Raw genomic sequence first — 15,202 nt, 5'->3', positions numbered from 1 at the left:
TACCCAGCACAGCAGCACACAGTGCTCCCGGGCGAGCCTGAGATGTACGGCGGTAGAGGCAGCACAATCAACCGCAGTGCGTGCATTACAGTGACTGCTATGGATTGGATGTTTTGGTTGACCCTTGTTTGTGTCTTCAGCGCTGTGTACGTCACTATCACCGAATTGCGCCGAGAGGCATCAGCAGCACAGGTTGGACTCTGGGCGGCAGCCTGCCTGGTATTTCCCATCCTTGGCTTTATCGCCTGGTTCATCATGCGCAAAAACGCCTAGTTTTTTAAGCCGAGCACTTGGCCTAAGTGCTCGAAGTAATCAAACACAACACCGCCGCTTGAGCATTGAAGCATCAAACGGCGGTGTTGTTGGCTTTTAGCTGCGCCTTAACGGATCTAAACGCACAAACGCAGTGGCGTTTAAAGCATCTGCGAGATCTGTTCGAGCCCTAAAATCGCATCGAGCGAGAGGCCAACGAACAGTGCAGCCAGGTAGTTATTAGAAAGGATAAACAGTCGAAGCGGGCGTACATGGGTGCCGTGCTGGACACCTCGGTGCAGTTTGTGGGCTACCACAATAAACCACACACCAGCGATAATCGCGGTGGCCGCATAGAGCCATCCGGCGGCGGGGATGAGCAGGAAGGTTATTAAGACAGTGGCCCAGGTATAGGCCACGATCTGCTTGGTCACCTGTTCTTCAGTGCGCACCACCGGCAGCATGGGCACACCGGCTGCGGCGTAATCGTCCTTATATTTCATGGCCAACGCCCAGGTATGCGGCGGGGTCCAGAAGAAGATGATCAAAAACAGCACCACTGCCTGCCACCAGCGAGCCGGGGTGCCATCGGGGAGGTTATCTACAATCGCGGCCCAGCCCACTACCACCGGCATGCATCCGGCGGCGCCGCCCCACACGATGTTCATGTGCGTGCGACGCTTGAGCACCTTGGTGTAGACGAGGATATAAAAGCCGATGGTGGCCATCACAAACAGCGCTGCGCTGAGTGAGTGGCAGACAAGCCATAGCCACAAGAAGCTGGCTACCGTGAGCGTCCAGGCGAACACCGTGGCTTGGGAGTTGCTCACGGTGTGTCGAACCAGAGGTCGCTTGGAAGTGCGCCCCATTTTTTGGTCGATATCCGAGTCGGCCACCATGTTGAAGGTGTTGGCTGCCGCCGCGCCCATCCAGCCGCCGAATAAGGTGGCCAACATTAATCCGAGGTGAATATTGCCACGATCTGCCTGCAGCATCGCGGGAATGGTGGCGACTAGGAGGAGCTCAATGACCCGTGGCTTTGTCAGCGCGAGGTAGGCCTTGATTCTCTCCAAGGGAAATCCCTCCCATAGCTCGTGGTTCTATTGCAAAAGTGTTGCCCGTCGTGCTTGTACCCACATCAAGGCCTGTACCAGCAGCACTCCAGGTGGAGGCCACGTGCTTTTGGTATCCCCGCGATCACTCGAAAGGAGGCCAAAGTCAGTAGTCGGCTGCGTTGGGCTAAAAGTTCCGCCTAGAAGCAAAAAACTTTTGCCACAACAGCGTGAAATCCCTGCAGGCCCTTGTTAGAAAGCCGCCAGGGATCGTGCTTGCCGCCGCTTACACACCGATCACCATGGCAGGCCACGGCAATTTGGTGCTTCACATGAGTTATGGGTACCAGCTCTTGAGAGCAAGTAGGCTTCCCATCCTAGCTGCCAGGTGGAAACTTTCCCCAACGCCACTCCGTATTTCACCCCTCTTCCCCTTGGTGCTGGTTCTAGTTGGAAAAGCCTATTGCCGCTCCATCAGGGAAGCTCGTCTGTATTGTGCTGCGCCAGGAATATGCCAGAAGCACCAGGGCCTTCCAGCTATTTTCTACAGCGCAGACCGGCAGCTCCTGGGCGCGCTGCTGCCGAAACTGTTAAGCATGAATGGCACTTAGCCCGGCTTGGGGCGTTGATCGCTACTATGGAGGCAGCGATTCTCGTTTCGCGCCTGCGATGCTGCGGCTGGGTCACTTCAAGCTTGATCCTGAACGCTTTGGGTTTCAGGTGCGCGGTGTCGTGAAAACACCATGTTCTAAACGATGATTAAGGACGGCCTTTCGTGACTTTGGCTCCCGAACTTCAAGCATTAACCAAGCGAAACTACCCCTCGGACTGGACCGAGGTGGATACCCTCGCCGTGGATACGGTGCGTGTGCTGGCCGCCGACGCGGTTGAAAACTGCGGTTCCGGCCACCCGGGTACTGCCATGAGCTTGGCTCCCCTGGCTTATACGCTGTATCAGCGCGTGCTTCGCCACGACCCCAATGATGTGCACTGGGCTGGTCGCGACCGCTTCGTGCTTTCTTGCGGCCACTCCTCTTTAACCCAGTACATTCAGTTGTACTTGGGTGGTTTCGGCCTTGAGCTTGAAGATCTCAAAGCACTGCGCACCTGGGGCGCAAAAACCCCTGGCCACCCTGAATACCACCACACCGATGGCGTAGAGATCACCACCGGCCCTTTGGGTCAGGGTCTTGCCTCTGCCGTGGGTATGGCAATGGCCTCGCGTCGCGAGCGCGCGTTGTTCGACCCCGAAGCCGCCGAGGGCGAATCCCCCTTCGACCACTTTATTTACGTCATTGCCTCCGATGGCGACCTCGAAGAAGGCGTCACCGCCGAGGCTTGCTCCCTGGCTGGTACCCAGCAACTGGGCAACCTGATTGTGTTCTGGGACGATAACCGCATCTCTATCGAGGACGACACCCAGATCGCCTTTACCGAAGATGTAGCCGCCCGCTACCGCGCCTATGGCTGGCAGGTCATTGAGATTGACGGTGGCGAGGATGTCGCCGCCATCGAGCAGGCTGTGGCTGAGGCTAAGGCTGACACGGATCGCCCCACCTTTATCCGCCTTCGCACCATCATCGGCTACCCCGCCCCCACCATGATGAACACCGGCGCAGTCCACGGTGCAGCTTTGGGTGCCGAGGAAGTAGCTGCCACCAAGCGCGAGCTCGGCTTCGACCCCGAGGCTCACTTCGCCGTGGAAGATCGCGTGATTGAACACACCCGCAAGCTTCAACAACGTGGCCAGCAAGCCCACGAGGAATGGCAAAAGCTTTTCGACGCCTGGGCGCAGCAAAATCCCGAGCGCAAAGCATTATTCGATCGCCTTTCCCAGCGTGAGCTGCCCGAGGGCTTCGATGCTGACCTGCCCTCCTGGGATGCCGATGAAAAAGGTATTGCTACCCGCAAGGCCTCCGAGGCGGTATTGCAGGCACTGGGCGCCACCATGCCTGAGCTTTGGGGTGGTAGCGCAGACCTAGCCGGCTCCAATAACACCGTGATCAAGAACTCCCCTTCCTTCGGACCGAAGGAAATCACCACGGATACCTGGACCGCACAACCGGGTGGCCGCAACCTGCACTTTGGTATCCGCGAGCATGCCATGGGCGCGATTCTCAACGGCATTTCCCTCCATGGCGGCACCCGCCCCTACGGCGGCACCTTCCTGATCTTCTCCGATTACATGCGCCCTGCTGTTCGCCTGGCAGCACTGATGAATGTGGATGCCTACTACGTCTGGACGCACGACTCCATCGGTTTGGGCGAAGACGGCCCCACCCACCAGCCTGTAGAGCAGCTTGCTTCGCTGCGCGCCATCCCGAACATGTCCATGATCAGGCCTGCAGATGCCAATGAAACTGCTGCTGCTTGGCGTGCTGCCTTGCAGTACAAGGCCGGCCCGAAGGGCCTGGCACTCACCCGCCAGAACGTCCCTGTGCTTGAAGGCACCAAGGAAAAGGCACGCGAAGGCGTGGTGCGTGGTGCGTATGTGCTTGTCGAGGCATCGAAGGAAACCCCCGATGTGATCTTGATGGCCACCGGCTCCGAGGTGCAGCTTGCAGTAGAAGCCGCCAAGAAGCTCGAAGCCGATGGCGTTGCTGCCCGCGTCGTGTCCGTGCCGTGTCTTGATTGGTTCCTCGAGCAAGACGCCGAGTACCAGGAATCGGTGCTGCCCGCTCAGGTACAGGCCCGTGTTTCTGTTGAAGCCGGCATTGCTATGCCTTGGTACCAACTGCTTGGTTGCCACGGCCGCGCGGTGTCCCTGGAGCACTTCGGCGCCTCTGCTGCGTACCAGAAACTCTTCGAAGAATTCGGCATCACCGCCGATGCAGTGGTTGAAGCCGCTCGCGCTTCGCTGCAAAGCAAGTAGGAGCGTTTGGCTTTCACTTCCAAGGTTGAAGCTGCTCACAGTTAGCGCACGATGCCCATGCCCGCAAAGAAAAGCGGTAGCATGGGCAACGTCTTTTTAAGGCCACAGATACCTCAATCAGAAATGATGATTTTTACATGAACGCTATTGAACAACTTGCACAAATTGGCACTTCCACCTGGTTAGATGATCTTTCTCGCGATCGCATTAACTCAGGCAACCTCCAAGAGTTGATCTCAACCAAGCACATCGTTGGTGTGACCACCAACCCCGCGATTTTCGCGGCAGCCATGTCCAAGGGCACTGCCTATGATGAGCAGATCGCTAGCCTGAAGGCAGAACAGGCAAGCGTCGATCAAGCCGTGTACGCCATGAGCATCGACGATGTGCGCAACGCCTGCGACGTGTTCGAGGATGTGTACAAGCAAAGCGAAGGCAAAGATGGCCGCGTGAGCATCGAGGTTGATCCGCGCATCTCCGAGGATCGTGACGCCACCATTTCCCAGGCTCGTGAGCTGTGGTCGCGAGTGGATCGCCCCAACGCCATGATCAAGATTCCCGCCACCGAGGGCTCCCTGCCTGCGATCGTGGATGCGCTGGCTGAGGGTATCAGCGTGAATGTCACCCTGATTTTCTCGGTGGCACGTTACCGTCAGGTCATCGCCGCCTATAAGGAGGGCATCCAGCGCGCGGCTGAGAAGGGCCTGGATGTATCCAAGATCCACTCCGTTGCTTCCTTCTTTGTCTCTCGCCTTGATACCGAAGTAGACAACCGCCTTGAGGCCATCGGCTCCGAGGAAGCCCTCGCGCTTCGCGGCAAGGCTGGTGTAGCGAATGCTCGCCGTGCATACCAGGTGTTCCAGGAGGCATTTGCCGATGCCGAGGCACTGCCAGCAGGTGCAAATGTGCAGCGTCCATTGTGGGCCTCTACTGGTGTGAAAAACCCCGACTACCCCGCTGATCTGTATGTCAGCGAACTCGCAGGCCCGGACACCGTCAATACGATGCCGGAAGCCACGATCGACGCCGCGATCGAGGCAGACAATATTCACGGCGATACCCTCAGCGGCACCGCTGAGGAAGCTGAGCAGATTTTTGCACAGCTTTCAGCAGTAGGCATTGACTTTGAAGACGTCTTCGAGGTGCTTGAGCGCGAGGGCGTGAGCAAGTTCGTGGATGCCTGGAATGAGTTGCTGGAATCCATGCAAGAAAATCTCCGCTAAGCTGCCCCAGGAACCAAAGGTGGCGATCAAGTGATCGCCACCTTGAGCCGAGTTCGCAACCGTGCAAAAAGGAAGAAGTTAGCCCCACGTGAGCAACCCCTCTCTACCCGATCATTATGAAGCCGATGGCTGGGAAAACCCCTTGCGTAGCGCCTTGGATAAGCGCTTACCTCGCATTGCAGGGCCTTCGGGCATGGTCATCTTTGGTGTCACCGGCGATCTAGCCAAAAAGAAGCTCTTGCCGGCCATCTATGATCTTGCCAACCGCGGCCTATTGCCCGCCGGATTCTCCTTGGTCGGATTTGGCCGTCGCGACTGGAGCAAGCAGGATTTCGAAGACTACATCCGCAGTGCCGCTGAGGCAGGAGCTCGAACGGAGTTCCGCGAAAACGTCTGGCAGCGCTTGGCAGAAGGGATGCACTTCGTCCAAGGCAACTTCGACGATGATGAGGCGTTTGATCGCCTCGCCGCCACGCTGCAGCGTATCGACGAATCCGGCGCTACCTCCGGCAACTGGGCCTTCTACCTCTCGGTGCCACCAAACTTCTTCTCTGATGTATGCCACCAGCTTCAGCGCTCCGGCATGGCGGAGGCCAAGGGCAAGAGTTGGCGCCGCGTGATCGTCGAAAAGCCCTTTGGCCATGATCAAGAAAGCGCCAGGGAGCTCAATAAGATCATCAACTCGGTGTTTCCCGAGCGTTCGGTGTTCCGCATCGATCACTACCTGGGCAAAGAAACCGTGCAGAACATTCTGGCGCTGCGCTTTGCCAACCAACTGTTCGACCCACTGTGGAATTCCCACTACGTCGACCATGTGCAAATCACCATGGCCGAAGACATTGGCCTAGGCGGGCGCGCCGGCTACTACGACGGCATCGGTGCAGCGCGCGACGTGATCCAAAATCACCTGATCCAGCTCCTGGCACTCGTGGCCATGGAGGAGCCGGTAGATTTCACGCCTTCGCAGTTGCAGTCGGAAAAAATCAAGGTGCTTCGCGCAACCAGGCCGGTGGAACCATTTTCTAAGACCACCGCTCGCGGCCAATACACCGCCGGCTGGCAGGGCTCGGAATTGGTCAAAGGCCTGCGCGAAGAAGAGGGCTTCGACCCGGATTCCAAGACCGAAACCTATGCGGCCTGCACCTTGGAGATCAACTCTCGGCGCTGGGCAGGTGTGCCGTTTTATCTTCGCACCGGCAAACGCCTTGGCCGCAGAGTCACCGAGATCGCCTTGGTGTTTAAAGATGCGCCCCACCAGCCCTTTGCCGCAGGTACCAGAGATACCCAAGGCCAAAACGTGGTGGTGATTCGCGTGCAGCCGGATGAGGGCATGTTGATGCGCTTCGGCTCGAAGGTGCCCGGATCTGCAATGGAAGTCCGTGACGTCAATATGGACTTCTCGTACTCCGAGGCCTTTACCGAGGAATCCCCCGAGGCCTATGAGCGCCTGATCCTCGACGCACTCTTGGATGAGGCAAGCCTCTTTCCTACCAATGAGGAAGTGGAGCTCAGTTGGCAGATCCTCGACCCGATCCTGCGCTTCTGGGCAGATCACGGCGAGCCGGAAGATTATCCTGCCGGCACTTGGGGCCCGCATTCAGCCGACCGCATGCTCGAACGTGTAGGACGTTCGTGGCGCAGGCCTTAATGCGGATTCCTTGGATAAGCACACAGCACCACTTTCAGCCCGGAACTTAGCCCCACAACGGATTAAAGGCGCACCATGATCTTTGAACTGCCCAATACCGATACCCGCGAAATTTCTAAAACGCTCGTTCGTGCACGGGAAACCGGTGGACAAGTCACCACCAGCCGCGTGCTCACCTTGATCATTGTGGCAAAACAGCGCGATGACATTGAGGCCATCACCAAAGCCACCACCGAGGCCTCTCGTGAGCACCCCTCCAGGGTGATTCTGCTGGTGACCGGCGATGAGGATGCTGAGTCCTCCCTCGATGCCTCAGTAAGCATCGGTGGCGATGCTGGCGCATCAGAGCTGGTGATTATGAAGCTTGCCGGCGAAGTATCCAAGCATTTAGTGCATGTGGTAACTCCCCTGCTCTTGCCCGATACGCCCATCGTTGCATGGTGGCCATCCTCGGCACCGGTAGACCCGGCCGAAGACCCAATTGGCAAGATTGCCCAACGCCGGATCACCGATACCTATAACGATCCGCCTGCAGATGCTTTGTATAACCGCCGCAATAATTACTCCTCGGGCGATTCAGACTTGTGCTGGGCAAGGCTTACGCCCTGGCGTGGCGTGGTTGCCTCCTCACTTGATGTGCTGCCCCATGAGGAGGTTCATGATGTGCGCGTCTATGGAGCTGCCGAAAACCCCAGCGTGGAATTAGCCGCCGGCTGGCTCGCAGATCGCCTCGGTGTGACGGTCACGCGCTATACCTGCGATATGGACGATGCCATCGATGAATACGGGCAGGCAGCGGTACCGGTCAAGCGTCTTGAGCTCGACCGGGCCTCTGGCACCGTGGTTCTCGAGATGCAAGAAGATCAAGCCACCTTGGCTTTGAGCATTCCTGGTCGCGATACCGCCTTGGTTGCCATTAACCGCCGCTCCGAGTCTGATTGTTTGGCTGAAGAATTGCGTCACCTCGACCCAGATGTTGCGTATGCCAACACGCTCAAAAGCCTCAACCGTATTGAATTCGCAGCCGATAAGCCCAGCGCTTAAGGCCAAAGAGGGATAAGGAAGATTGATGAGTGCTCTGATCGTTGAAGAACTCCCCGACCTACACGCCGTTATCCGCAGCGCTGCCGACGGCATTGAAGAGGTACTCGAACGCGCCCGTCAGGGCAAGGGCCTCTATGAAGACGGCATGGCCAGGATCGTATTAACCGGTGGTGGCGCAGGCATCGGCACCCTTGAAGAGCTTGCGCGGCGTAAGACGGATCTAAGCAATGCGCACTTCTTCTTCGGCGATGAGCGCAATGTTGCCAAAGATCACCCAGACTCAAACGAGGGTCAAGCAAGAATAGCGTTGCTTGATGCAGCCGATATTCCAGAAGAGCAGATTCATGGCATGGGGCTTGGCTCGGTGGACATGGACTCAGCGGCACGCGCTTATGAGGATGTCCTAGCTACATTCGCCCCGAAGGGCTTTGATCTTCACCTGCTTGGCATGGGCGGTGAAGGGCACATCAACTCTCTATTCCCCCACAGCGCTGCTACCAAAGAGCAAGAAAAGCTGGTGGTGGCCGTGGAAGATTCTCCCAAGCCCCCTGCGCAGCGCGTCACGCTCACCTTGGCAGCGGTCGCTTTGGCTGATGATGTGTGGCTGCTTGTGGCAGGCGAGGAAAAAGCTGAGGCGGTGGCATTGCTTAAGGCAGGTGCTCCGGCGGTAGAACTGCCTGCAGCCGGTGCCCACGGGCGCAAGTCCACGGTGCTGAAAGTTGCCCGCAACGCCCTATAGGCAGTACTAGAAAAAGCATCCCTGCAGCGATTTTCGCTGCAGGGATGCTTCTAGTGTTGGGACTTGTTGTCGCCCTTTATGCGTACACCTGGATCAGGTTGAGTGCGATGATGCAGGCAATCCAGATCAAGCCGGTGAAGATGGTAACCCGGTCGAGGTTTTTCTCCACCACAGTCGAACCGGAAAGATTAGACTGCACGCCGCCGCCGAACAGGCTGGACAAACCGCCGCCCTTGCCACGGTGTAGCAGCACGAACAGCGTCATGATCACGCTGGCGATCACCAGTACGATCTGAAGAGCTAAAGCCATAGGTGCATCCTTGCCATGTTGTAGATAGCTAAATGGGCACAATGAGGTGCCATACCGTGCACACTATACACCCATTACAGCCAAGCGTGCCCCAGCGACTCGCTGGAGCACGGTTGAGCGTTGTGTGTCGAATTTAGACTGCAGAAGCAGCGTTGGCAGAAAGCTTGGCAAATGCCTCGCCGTCGAGCGAAGCACCACCAACGAGGCCGCCATCGACATCTGCCTGGCCGACGATTTCTGCCACGGTTTCAGCCTTGACAGAACCTCCGTAGAGGATACGGATGTTCTCGGCCACGGAGGCGTCGGCAAGCTCGGCGATGAGCTTACGAATCGCGGCGCAAACTTCCTGAGCATCTGCAGCCGAGGCAACCTTGCCGGTGCCGATAGCCCACACAGGCTCATAGGCAATCACGGTGTTGGCCAGGTCCTCGGTGGACAGACCTGCCAGGGATTCGCGGGTCTGCTCCACAACATAATCAACGTGGGTGCCTTGTTCGCGGATTTCCAGTGGCTCACCGACGCAGACGATGGGGTGCATGCCCTGGCCCAGGGCTGCCTTGGCCTTTGCAGCCACGAGCTCGGAGGTTTCCTGGTGGTATTCGCGGCGCTCCGAGTGGCCAACAACCACCCAGGTGCAGCCCAGCTTGGCCAGCATCTGTGCGGAAACTTCGCCGGTGTAGGCGCCGGACTCGTGCTGAGACACATCCTGTGCGCCGTAGGTGATCTGCAGCTTATCGCCTTCTACCAGGGTCTGCACGGAGCGCAGATCGGTGAAGGGAACGGTGACGGCTACATCGACCTTCTCGTAGTAGTCCTTGGGCAGTGCGAAGGCGAGCTTCTGCACGGTGGCAACTGCCTGAAGGTGATCGAGGTTCATCTTCCAGTTGCCGGCAATCAAGGGAGTGCGTGCCATAAGTGTGTTGTATTCCTTTCAGTACGGCAGCACCAATGGCGCTGCCATGACGTGGAGTGAAGCGGTCTTAGCTTTCCAGGACCTTAACGCCCGGCAGCTCCTTGCCTTCAAGGAACTCCAGGGATGCGCCGCCACCGGTGGAGATGTGGCTAAAGCCATCTTCTGCCAATCCGAGGGAACGAACGGCTGCAGCAGAATCGCCGCCACCTACCACAGAGAATGCGCCCTGCTCGGTTGCTTCGATGATTGCCTTTGCAAGACCCTTGGTGCCGTTAGAGAATGCCTCGAATTCGAAGACGCCCATTGGGCCGTTCCAGAAGATGGTCTTGGATTCGAGCAGTACCTTTTTAAAGCGTTCCACGGTCTCGGGTCCGACGTCGAGCGACATCCAGCCCTCGGGGATGGCATCAAGCGCAACGACCTTGTGCTCGGCTTGAGCGTCGAACTTTTCTGCGGCCACCAAGTCGGTGGGCAGCACGATCTTATCGCCGTAGGTGTCGAGCAACTGCTTGCAGTTATCGATCTGCTCTTCCTGCAGCAGGGATTCTTGAACGTTGATGCCCTTGGCAGCCAGGAAGGTGTAGCACATGCCGCCACCGATGATGATGTGGTCAGCCTTGGAAGCCAGTGCTTCAATCACACCGAGCTTGTCGGAAACCTTGGCGCCACCGAGTACCACGGTGTAAGGGCGCTTCGGATCTTCAACAACAGCCTTGAGCACGTCGATTTCCTTTTCGACGAGCTTGCCGGCGTAGTGAGGCAGGCGCTTTGCTACGTCGTACACCGATGCCTGTGCGCGGTGAACCACACCGAAGCCATCGGAGACAAAGGCGCCGTTCTCGGCGGTTAAAGCTACGAGCTGATCTGCGAACTCGCCACGCTCGGCCTCATCCTTGGAGGTTTCGCGGGGATCGAAGCGCACATTTTCCAGCAGCAGCACGTCGCCGTCATTAAGACCATTGGCACGCTCGTGGGCATCCTCGCCCACGACGTCTGCGGCTAATGCAACGTACTGATCAAGGGCCTCGGACAGTGCTTCTGCCACAGGTGCCAGGGAGTACTTCTGGTTGAACTCACCCTTGGGGCGGCCAAGGTGCGCCATGAGAATCACGCGGGCGCCGCCATCAACCAGTGCCTTGATGGTGGGCAAGGAGGCGTTAATGCGTCCAGCGTCGGTGATCTCTTGATCATCGTTGAGTGGGACGTTGAAGTCGGAACGCACCAGCACGTGGCGGCCTTCGACGCCTTCGTTGAGCAGATCTTGAAGGTTCTTTGCGGTCATTGAAAACCAGACTTTCTGTATATCGTTGCTTGCTTTTTGTGCCTGCCCCTTATCCCCCAGCAGGCCAGGGGCACCAGGTGGTGGCACACACCTTCGAGCCTAGTCATCTCCAGCACAGTGTGTGGGTGCTGTGTGTTGCACCTCAAAGGCGGTAGCGCAACGCAAGTGTGCGCTTATGCAACAAAGCCCGGGGTGTACCAGGGAGGTACACCCCGGGCTTCGAGGTGAGTGCCGCAACCGAGTGCGGCGCTCTTGAGTCAGATTAGAGGCGCTCGCCTACGTACTCGGTCAGGGTAACGAGCTGGTTGGAGTAGCCCCACTCGTTGTCGTACCAGGACACAACCTTGACCTGGTCGCCGATGACCTTGGTCAGGCCAGCGTCAAAGATGGAGGCGTGAGCATCGGTCACGATGTCGGTGGATACCAGCGGATCCTCGGTGTAAGCCAGCACGCCCTTGAGCTCGCCTTCAGCAGCCTTCTTGATGGCGGCGTTGACCTCTTCAACAGTTACTTCCTTGGAGCAGGTGAAGGTGAGGTCGGTAGCGGAGCCGGTGGGCAGCGGCACGCGCATTGCGTAGCCGTCGAGCTTGCCCTTGAGCTGCGGGAGCACCAGGGCCACAGCCTTGGCTGCACCGGTGGAGGTGGGCACCATGTTGATGGCAGCAGCACGGGCGCGACGCAGGTCCTTGTGAGGAGCGTCGAGCAGGCGCTGGTCGCCGGTGTAAGCGTGAACGGTAGTCATCAGACCACGCTCGATGCCGAAGGCATCGTCGAGCACCTTTGCCATGGGGGCAAGGCAGTTGGTGGTGCAGGAAGCGTTGGAGATGATGTTGTGGTTCTCGGGATCGTAATCGGTGTGGTTCACACCAACGACGAAGGTAGCGTCTTCGTTCTTTGCAGGAGCGGAGATGATGACCTTCTTGGCGCCAGCCTCGATGTGAGCCTTTGCTGCCTCAGCATCGGTGAAGAAGCCGGTGGACTCGATTACGATATCGACGTCGTTCTCGCCCCACTTGAGATCCTTGGGGTCACGCTCTGCAGAAACCAGGATGCGGTGGCCATCAACGGTGATCGACTCATCGTCGTAGGTGACCTCCTTGCCCAAACGACCCAGGGTGGAGTCGTACTTGAGCAGGTGAGCCAAGGTCTTGTTGTCGGTGAGGTCGTTGACTGCAACAACCTCGATGTCCGAGCCGCGCTCGCTGAGAGCACGGAAGAAGTTACGTCCGATGCGGCCGAAGCCGTTGATTCCTACGCGAATCGTCACTGTTGTCTCCTCAAAATAGAGTGATCGTTATTGGAGGCCAGGTTCGGCAATTCCGTGTTGCCAACTGTGTTGGTTTATATCCGGATTGCTTCCGTTTTTTCCTGGCGCAACCTCAAGTCCGAAGTGTACCGAGCAAAACGGAAGTGTGCAGAAGTTTGTTTTCTGTGGGTTCTCAATTGCGGCGCTCCCCCAGAGGCATTCGGGGGTGCATAAGGCGTTGCGGGGGTTAAAAAGTTCAACTTATTGCCCGTGGCTAGGCAGACTTTGGGGTTTTCGCCCCTCAAATGGAGGTGCTTATCCCACACCACCTTCGTGCCCATCGTATGATCTGAAATGCAACCCTCAGCACAAAGTGATTCTCAACACATTCCGATCGGGCAAAGCAAACACCAAGCAAAAACCCAAGCAAGCAAAAACAAAAGGCGCTTCAGGGGCCACTGCCCCATCTGCGCCCAACGCGGTGCCAATGCCCTTAAGCCGATGCGCTTAAAAAGGCATCTGATCTATGAAGAAGGCTCCTGCTTTTCCAAACCCTTGACCCTCGCGGTGGTATCTGGAATGCCCAATTCCTCTGCACGCTTATCCGCCATGTGCAACAGACGGCGAATCCGCCCAGCAATCGCATCCTTTGTCATCTGCGGATCTGAAAGCCGGCCTAACTCTTCAAGCGAAGCATGGCGATGTTCCAAACGAAGCTGGCCTGCTTGGGCGAGATGATCCGGAATATCATCGCCAAGGATCGCCATTGCCTCTTCTACCCTCGCCGCTGCATGCATGGCAGCCCTGGCAGATCGACGCAAATTAGCATCATCGAAATTGGCCAAACGATTCGCACTCGGTTTCGCCTCACGCTGCACGCGCTTTTGATCCCAGAGCAACCTGGCCGTGTGCGCTCCCATGCGAGACAACATCGCGCCTACGGCCTCGCCATCTCTGACGCTTACCTTCTCAATACCTCGAGATTCACGCGTTTTTGCCACCACACCCATGCGCCGGGCACACCCCACCAAGGCCAGTGCGGCCTCTTGGCCAGGTGCTGCTACATCGAGCGAAGAAGAACGGTTGGGATCCGAAAGGCTACCTGCCGCAAGGAAGGCGCCGCGCCACGCCGCCTCGGCCACCTCAACAGTGCCCGAAACAACCTGCAAAGGCAGGCCAATAATCTGATGGCCTCCAGGGCTAACCATCCCTGTACGCCGGATCAGTTCCTTTGCCCCACGTTCTACGCGCACCTCGTAGAGGTAGCCGCGCTTGGGCGCCGGGGTTTCTACAATCTGCGGCAAAGCACCGACGATGTGCTGCACCTCTACTGCAAAGCGCTGCGCTACTACCTGCAGCTCGCTGCGAAACACCACCACTAAGCGCTGCTGCTCCACACTCAACTCGCCGCCGAAGCGAATCATGCCTGCAAGCTCTGCCAAACGCTCTGCACCATGTTGGGCTTGAACGCGAACGAGCTCAGTTTTTGCCTGATCCGATAACGCCGACATGAGTCTCACTTTCTTCACTAATAGGTGTGCGCCGCCTTGGCTGCCTTGACTTTCTGGCTGCCCAGGTACTTGAAGCGCCTCGCGGGCTTGGCACACTGCTGCCTTAGGCTACCTCAACTACGTCGCGCCACGGTGGTTATTGCTGGTACTCGCTCAGCAGTGCTGAGGCAAGCTTGGCTGGGTCATGGCGATCCAGCAGCAGGCCGTCTTCGTCTTCTTCTCGTAGATCATAAAAACCGATGCGGGCCCCCAGGGATTTGGCTGCGCGCTCAAGGTGCACGCGATCGGATTGATTGGGAATCATCTGCGAATCCACAATCACCACATCGGCACGCAGGCGATGATCGTGCTGGGCAAGAATATGCAGGTGGCGTTCTGCGCTAAACCCTGCGGTTTCTCCGGGTTCGGCGCTCAAATTCAATACCACCACCCGCATGGCTTCGGTGCGCGCTAGGGCTTCGGTGATGCCGTCGACAAGCAAATGCGGGATCACGGAGCTAAACCATGATCCAGGCCCTAAGGTGACGATGTCTGCCTGCTCAATTGCTTGCAGTGCCTCGGGCGCGGCTTTGGGGTGTTCGGGAATCAGGCGCACCCTTCTGACTGTGCCTGGCGTGGAGGCCACGGCCACTTGGCCGCGCACTTCACGCATGATCCTTGGGTCATCGTCGAGCCCAGATACTTCGGCGGCGATATCGAGCGGCCGGGCACACACCGGCAGCACCCGCCCCTCGGCGCGGATCGTTGCTCTTAAAAGGTCCAGCGCTTTGATTTCATCACCGAGGACGTCGACAAGCCCGGCGAGCAACAGGTTTCCTACGGCGTGCCCGGCAAGGGCACCGTGGCCACCAAAGCGGTGCTGGAGTGTTTCTTCCCAGACCTGCCCGGTGTCGTCGAAAGGCGCAAGGGCTGCAAGCGCCATGCGCAGATCCCCAGGGGGAACCTGGCGCAATTCTTTGCGGATCCTACCGCTTGAACCGCCATCATCGGCGACGGTGACGATCGCGTCAATGCTTCGATGATCCAAAGAGCGCACGGCGCGCAGGGTTTGGAATAGTCCGTGGCCACCGCCAAGGCAGGCGAAGGCCGGCGAGTGTGGTGTTTTCATAA

At 58.0% G+C, this 15,202-nt stretch carries 13 protein-coding genes; 6 read left to right on the top strand and 7 right to left on the bottom strand.

What is annotated here, in order from left to right:
- The first annotated feature begins 117 nt into the window (after window positions 1-117).
- Window positions 118-273 (top strand): PLDc N-terminal domain-containing protein, encoded by a 156-nt coding sequence (locus CPPEL_RS11140; protein WP_164470382.1) that lies wholly within the window; start codon window positions 118-120, stop codon window positions 271-273.
- Window positions 274-413: 140 nt separating this feature from the next.
- Here CPPEL_RS11140 and CPPEL_RS05425 read toward each other — a convergent pair whose 3' ends face one another.
- The gene (locus CPPEL_RS05425; RefSeq protein WP_123960178.1) at window positions 414-1,325 is read right to left on the bottom strand and encodes a heme o synthase; all 912 of its coding nucleotides are present in this window, start codon (window positions 1,323-1,325) and stop codon (window positions 414-416) included.
- A 754-nt stretch (window positions 1,326-2,079) separates the two neighbouring features.
- On the opposite strand from CPPEL_RS05425, the gene tkt reads away from it, so the two are divergent.
- The 5 genes from tkt to pgl all read left to right on the top strand — a co-directional run bounded on the left by tkt (window position 2,080) and on the right by pgl (window position 8,830).
- Window positions 2,080-4,176, top strand: a complete 2,097-nt coding sequence (gene tkt, locus CPPEL_RS05420; RefSeq protein ID WP_123960177.1) for a transketolase — start codon at window positions 2,080-2,082, stop codon at window positions 4,174-4,176.
- Window positions 4,177-4,313: 137 nt separating this feature from the next.
- Window positions 4,314-5,399 carry a transaldolase gene (tal, locus tag CPPEL_RS05415; protein ID WP_123960176.1) on the top strand — a complete coding sequence of 362 codons (1,086 nt, stop codon included), beginning with the start codon at window positions 4,314-4,316 and terminating at the stop codon, window positions 5,397-5,399.
- Window positions 5,400-5,487: 88 nt separating this feature from the next.
- Window positions 5,488-7,047, top strand: a complete 1,560-nt coding sequence (gene zwf, locus CPPEL_RS05410) for a glucose-6-phosphate dehydrogenase (protein ID WP_123960175.1) — start codon at window positions 5,488-5,490, stop codon at window positions 7,045-7,047.
- Window positions 7,048-7,122: 75 nt separating this feature from the next.
- The gene (locus tag CPPEL_RS05405; RefSeq protein WP_123960174.1) at window positions 7,123-8,091 is read left to right on the top strand and encodes a glucose-6-phosphate dehydrogenase assembly protein OpcA; all 969 of its coding nucleotides are present in this window, start codon (window positions 7,123-7,125) and stop codon (window positions 8,089-8,091) included.
- Window positions 8,092-8,116: 25 nt separating this feature from the next.
- The gene (pgl, locus tag CPPEL_RS05400) at window positions 8,117-8,830 is read left to right on the top strand and encodes a 6-phosphogluconolactonase (RefSeq protein WP_123960173.1); all 714 of its coding nucleotides are present in this window, start codon (window positions 8,117-8,119) and stop codon (window positions 8,828-8,830) included.
- A gap of 76 nt (window positions 8,831-8,906) precedes the next feature.
- On the opposite strand, the gene secG is transcribed toward pgl, so the two are convergent.
- The 6 genes from secG to CPPEL_RS05370 form a co-directional block, all read right to left on the bottom strand.
- Entirely contained in the window at window positions 8,907-9,140 is a 234-nt protein-coding gene (secG, locus tag CPPEL_RS05395) for a preprotein translocase subunit SecG (protein WP_123960172.1), read from the bottom strand.
- A gap of 133 nt (window positions 9,141-9,273) precedes the next feature.
- Window positions 9,274-10,053, bottom strand: a complete 780-nt coding sequence (tpiA, locus tag CPPEL_RS05390) for a triose-phosphate isomerase (protein ID WP_123960171.1) — start codon at window positions 10,051-10,053, stop codon at window positions 9,274-9,276.
- 67 nt (window positions 10,054-10,120) lie between these two features.
- Window positions 10,121-11,335, bottom strand: coding sequence for a phosphoglycerate kinase (locus CPPEL_RS05385; protein WP_123960170.1), 1,215 nt, complete (start codon window positions 11,333-11,335; stop codon window positions 10,121-10,123).
- A gap of 262 nt (window positions 11,336-11,597) precedes the next feature.
- Complete coding sequence (gap, locus tag CPPEL_RS05380) at window positions 11,598-12,602, bottom strand: type I glyceraldehyde-3-phosphate dehydrogenase (RefSeq protein WP_123960169.1); 1,005 nt, start codon at window positions 12,600-12,602, stop codon at window positions 11,598-11,600.
- Between the two features lie 503 nt (window positions 12,603-13,105).
- Window positions 13,106-14,092 carry a DNA-binding protein WhiA gene (gene whiA, locus CPPEL_RS05375; RefSeq protein ID WP_123961238.1) on the bottom strand — a complete coding sequence of 329 codons (987 nt, stop codon included), beginning with the start codon at window positions 14,090-14,092 and terminating at the stop codon, window positions 13,106-13,108.
- A gap of 136 nt (window positions 14,093-14,228) precedes the next feature.
- Window positions 14,229-15,200 carry a gluconeogenesis factor YvcK family protein gene (locus CPPEL_RS05370; protein WP_123960168.1) on the bottom strand — a complete coding sequence of 324 codons (972 nt, stop codon included), beginning with the start codon at window positions 15,198-15,200 and terminating at the stop codon, window positions 14,229-14,231.
- Window positions 15,201-15,202 lie beyond the last annotated feature (2 nt).

This window comes from Corynebacterium pseudopelargi, assembly GCF_003814005.1.
Classification (GTDB): domain Bacteria; phylum Actinomycetota; class Actinomycetes; order Mycobacteriales; family Mycobacteriaceae; genus Corynebacterium; species Corynebacterium pseudopelargi.
This window is presented reverse-complemented; position numbering and strand designations above follow the sequence as displayed.

Coding starts and splice junctions, on each gene's coding strand:
- tal (WP_123960176.1), top strand. CDS start 4,314: ATGAACGCTATTGAACAACTTGCACAAATTGGCACTTCCACCTGGTTA.
- CPPEL_RS05405 (WP_123960174.1), top strand. CDS start 7,123: ATGATCTTTGAACTGCCCAATACCGATACCCGCGAAATTTCTAAAACG.
- pgl (WP_123960173.1), top strand. CDS start 8,117: ATGAGTGCTCTGATCGTTGAAGAACTCCCCGACCTACACGCCGTTATC.
- secG (WP_123960172.1), bottom strand. CDS start 9,140: ATGGCTTTAGCTCTTCAGATCGTACTGGTGATCGCCAGCGTGATCATG.
- tpiA (WP_123960171.1), bottom strand. CDS start 10,053: ATGGCACGCACTCCCTTGATTGCCGGCAACTGGAAGATGAACCTCGAT.
- CPPEL_RS05385 (WP_123960170.1), bottom strand. CDS start 11,335: ATGACCGCAAAGAACCTTCAAGATCTGCTCAACGAAGGCGTCGAAGGC.
- whiA (WP_123961238.1), bottom strand. CDS start 14,092: ATGTCGGCGTTATCGGATCAGGCAAAAACTGAGCTCGTTCGCGTTCAA.
- CPPEL_RS05370 (WP_123960168.1), bottom strand. CDS start 15,200: ATGAAAACACCACACTCGCCGGCCTTCGCCTGCCTTGGCGGTGGCCAC.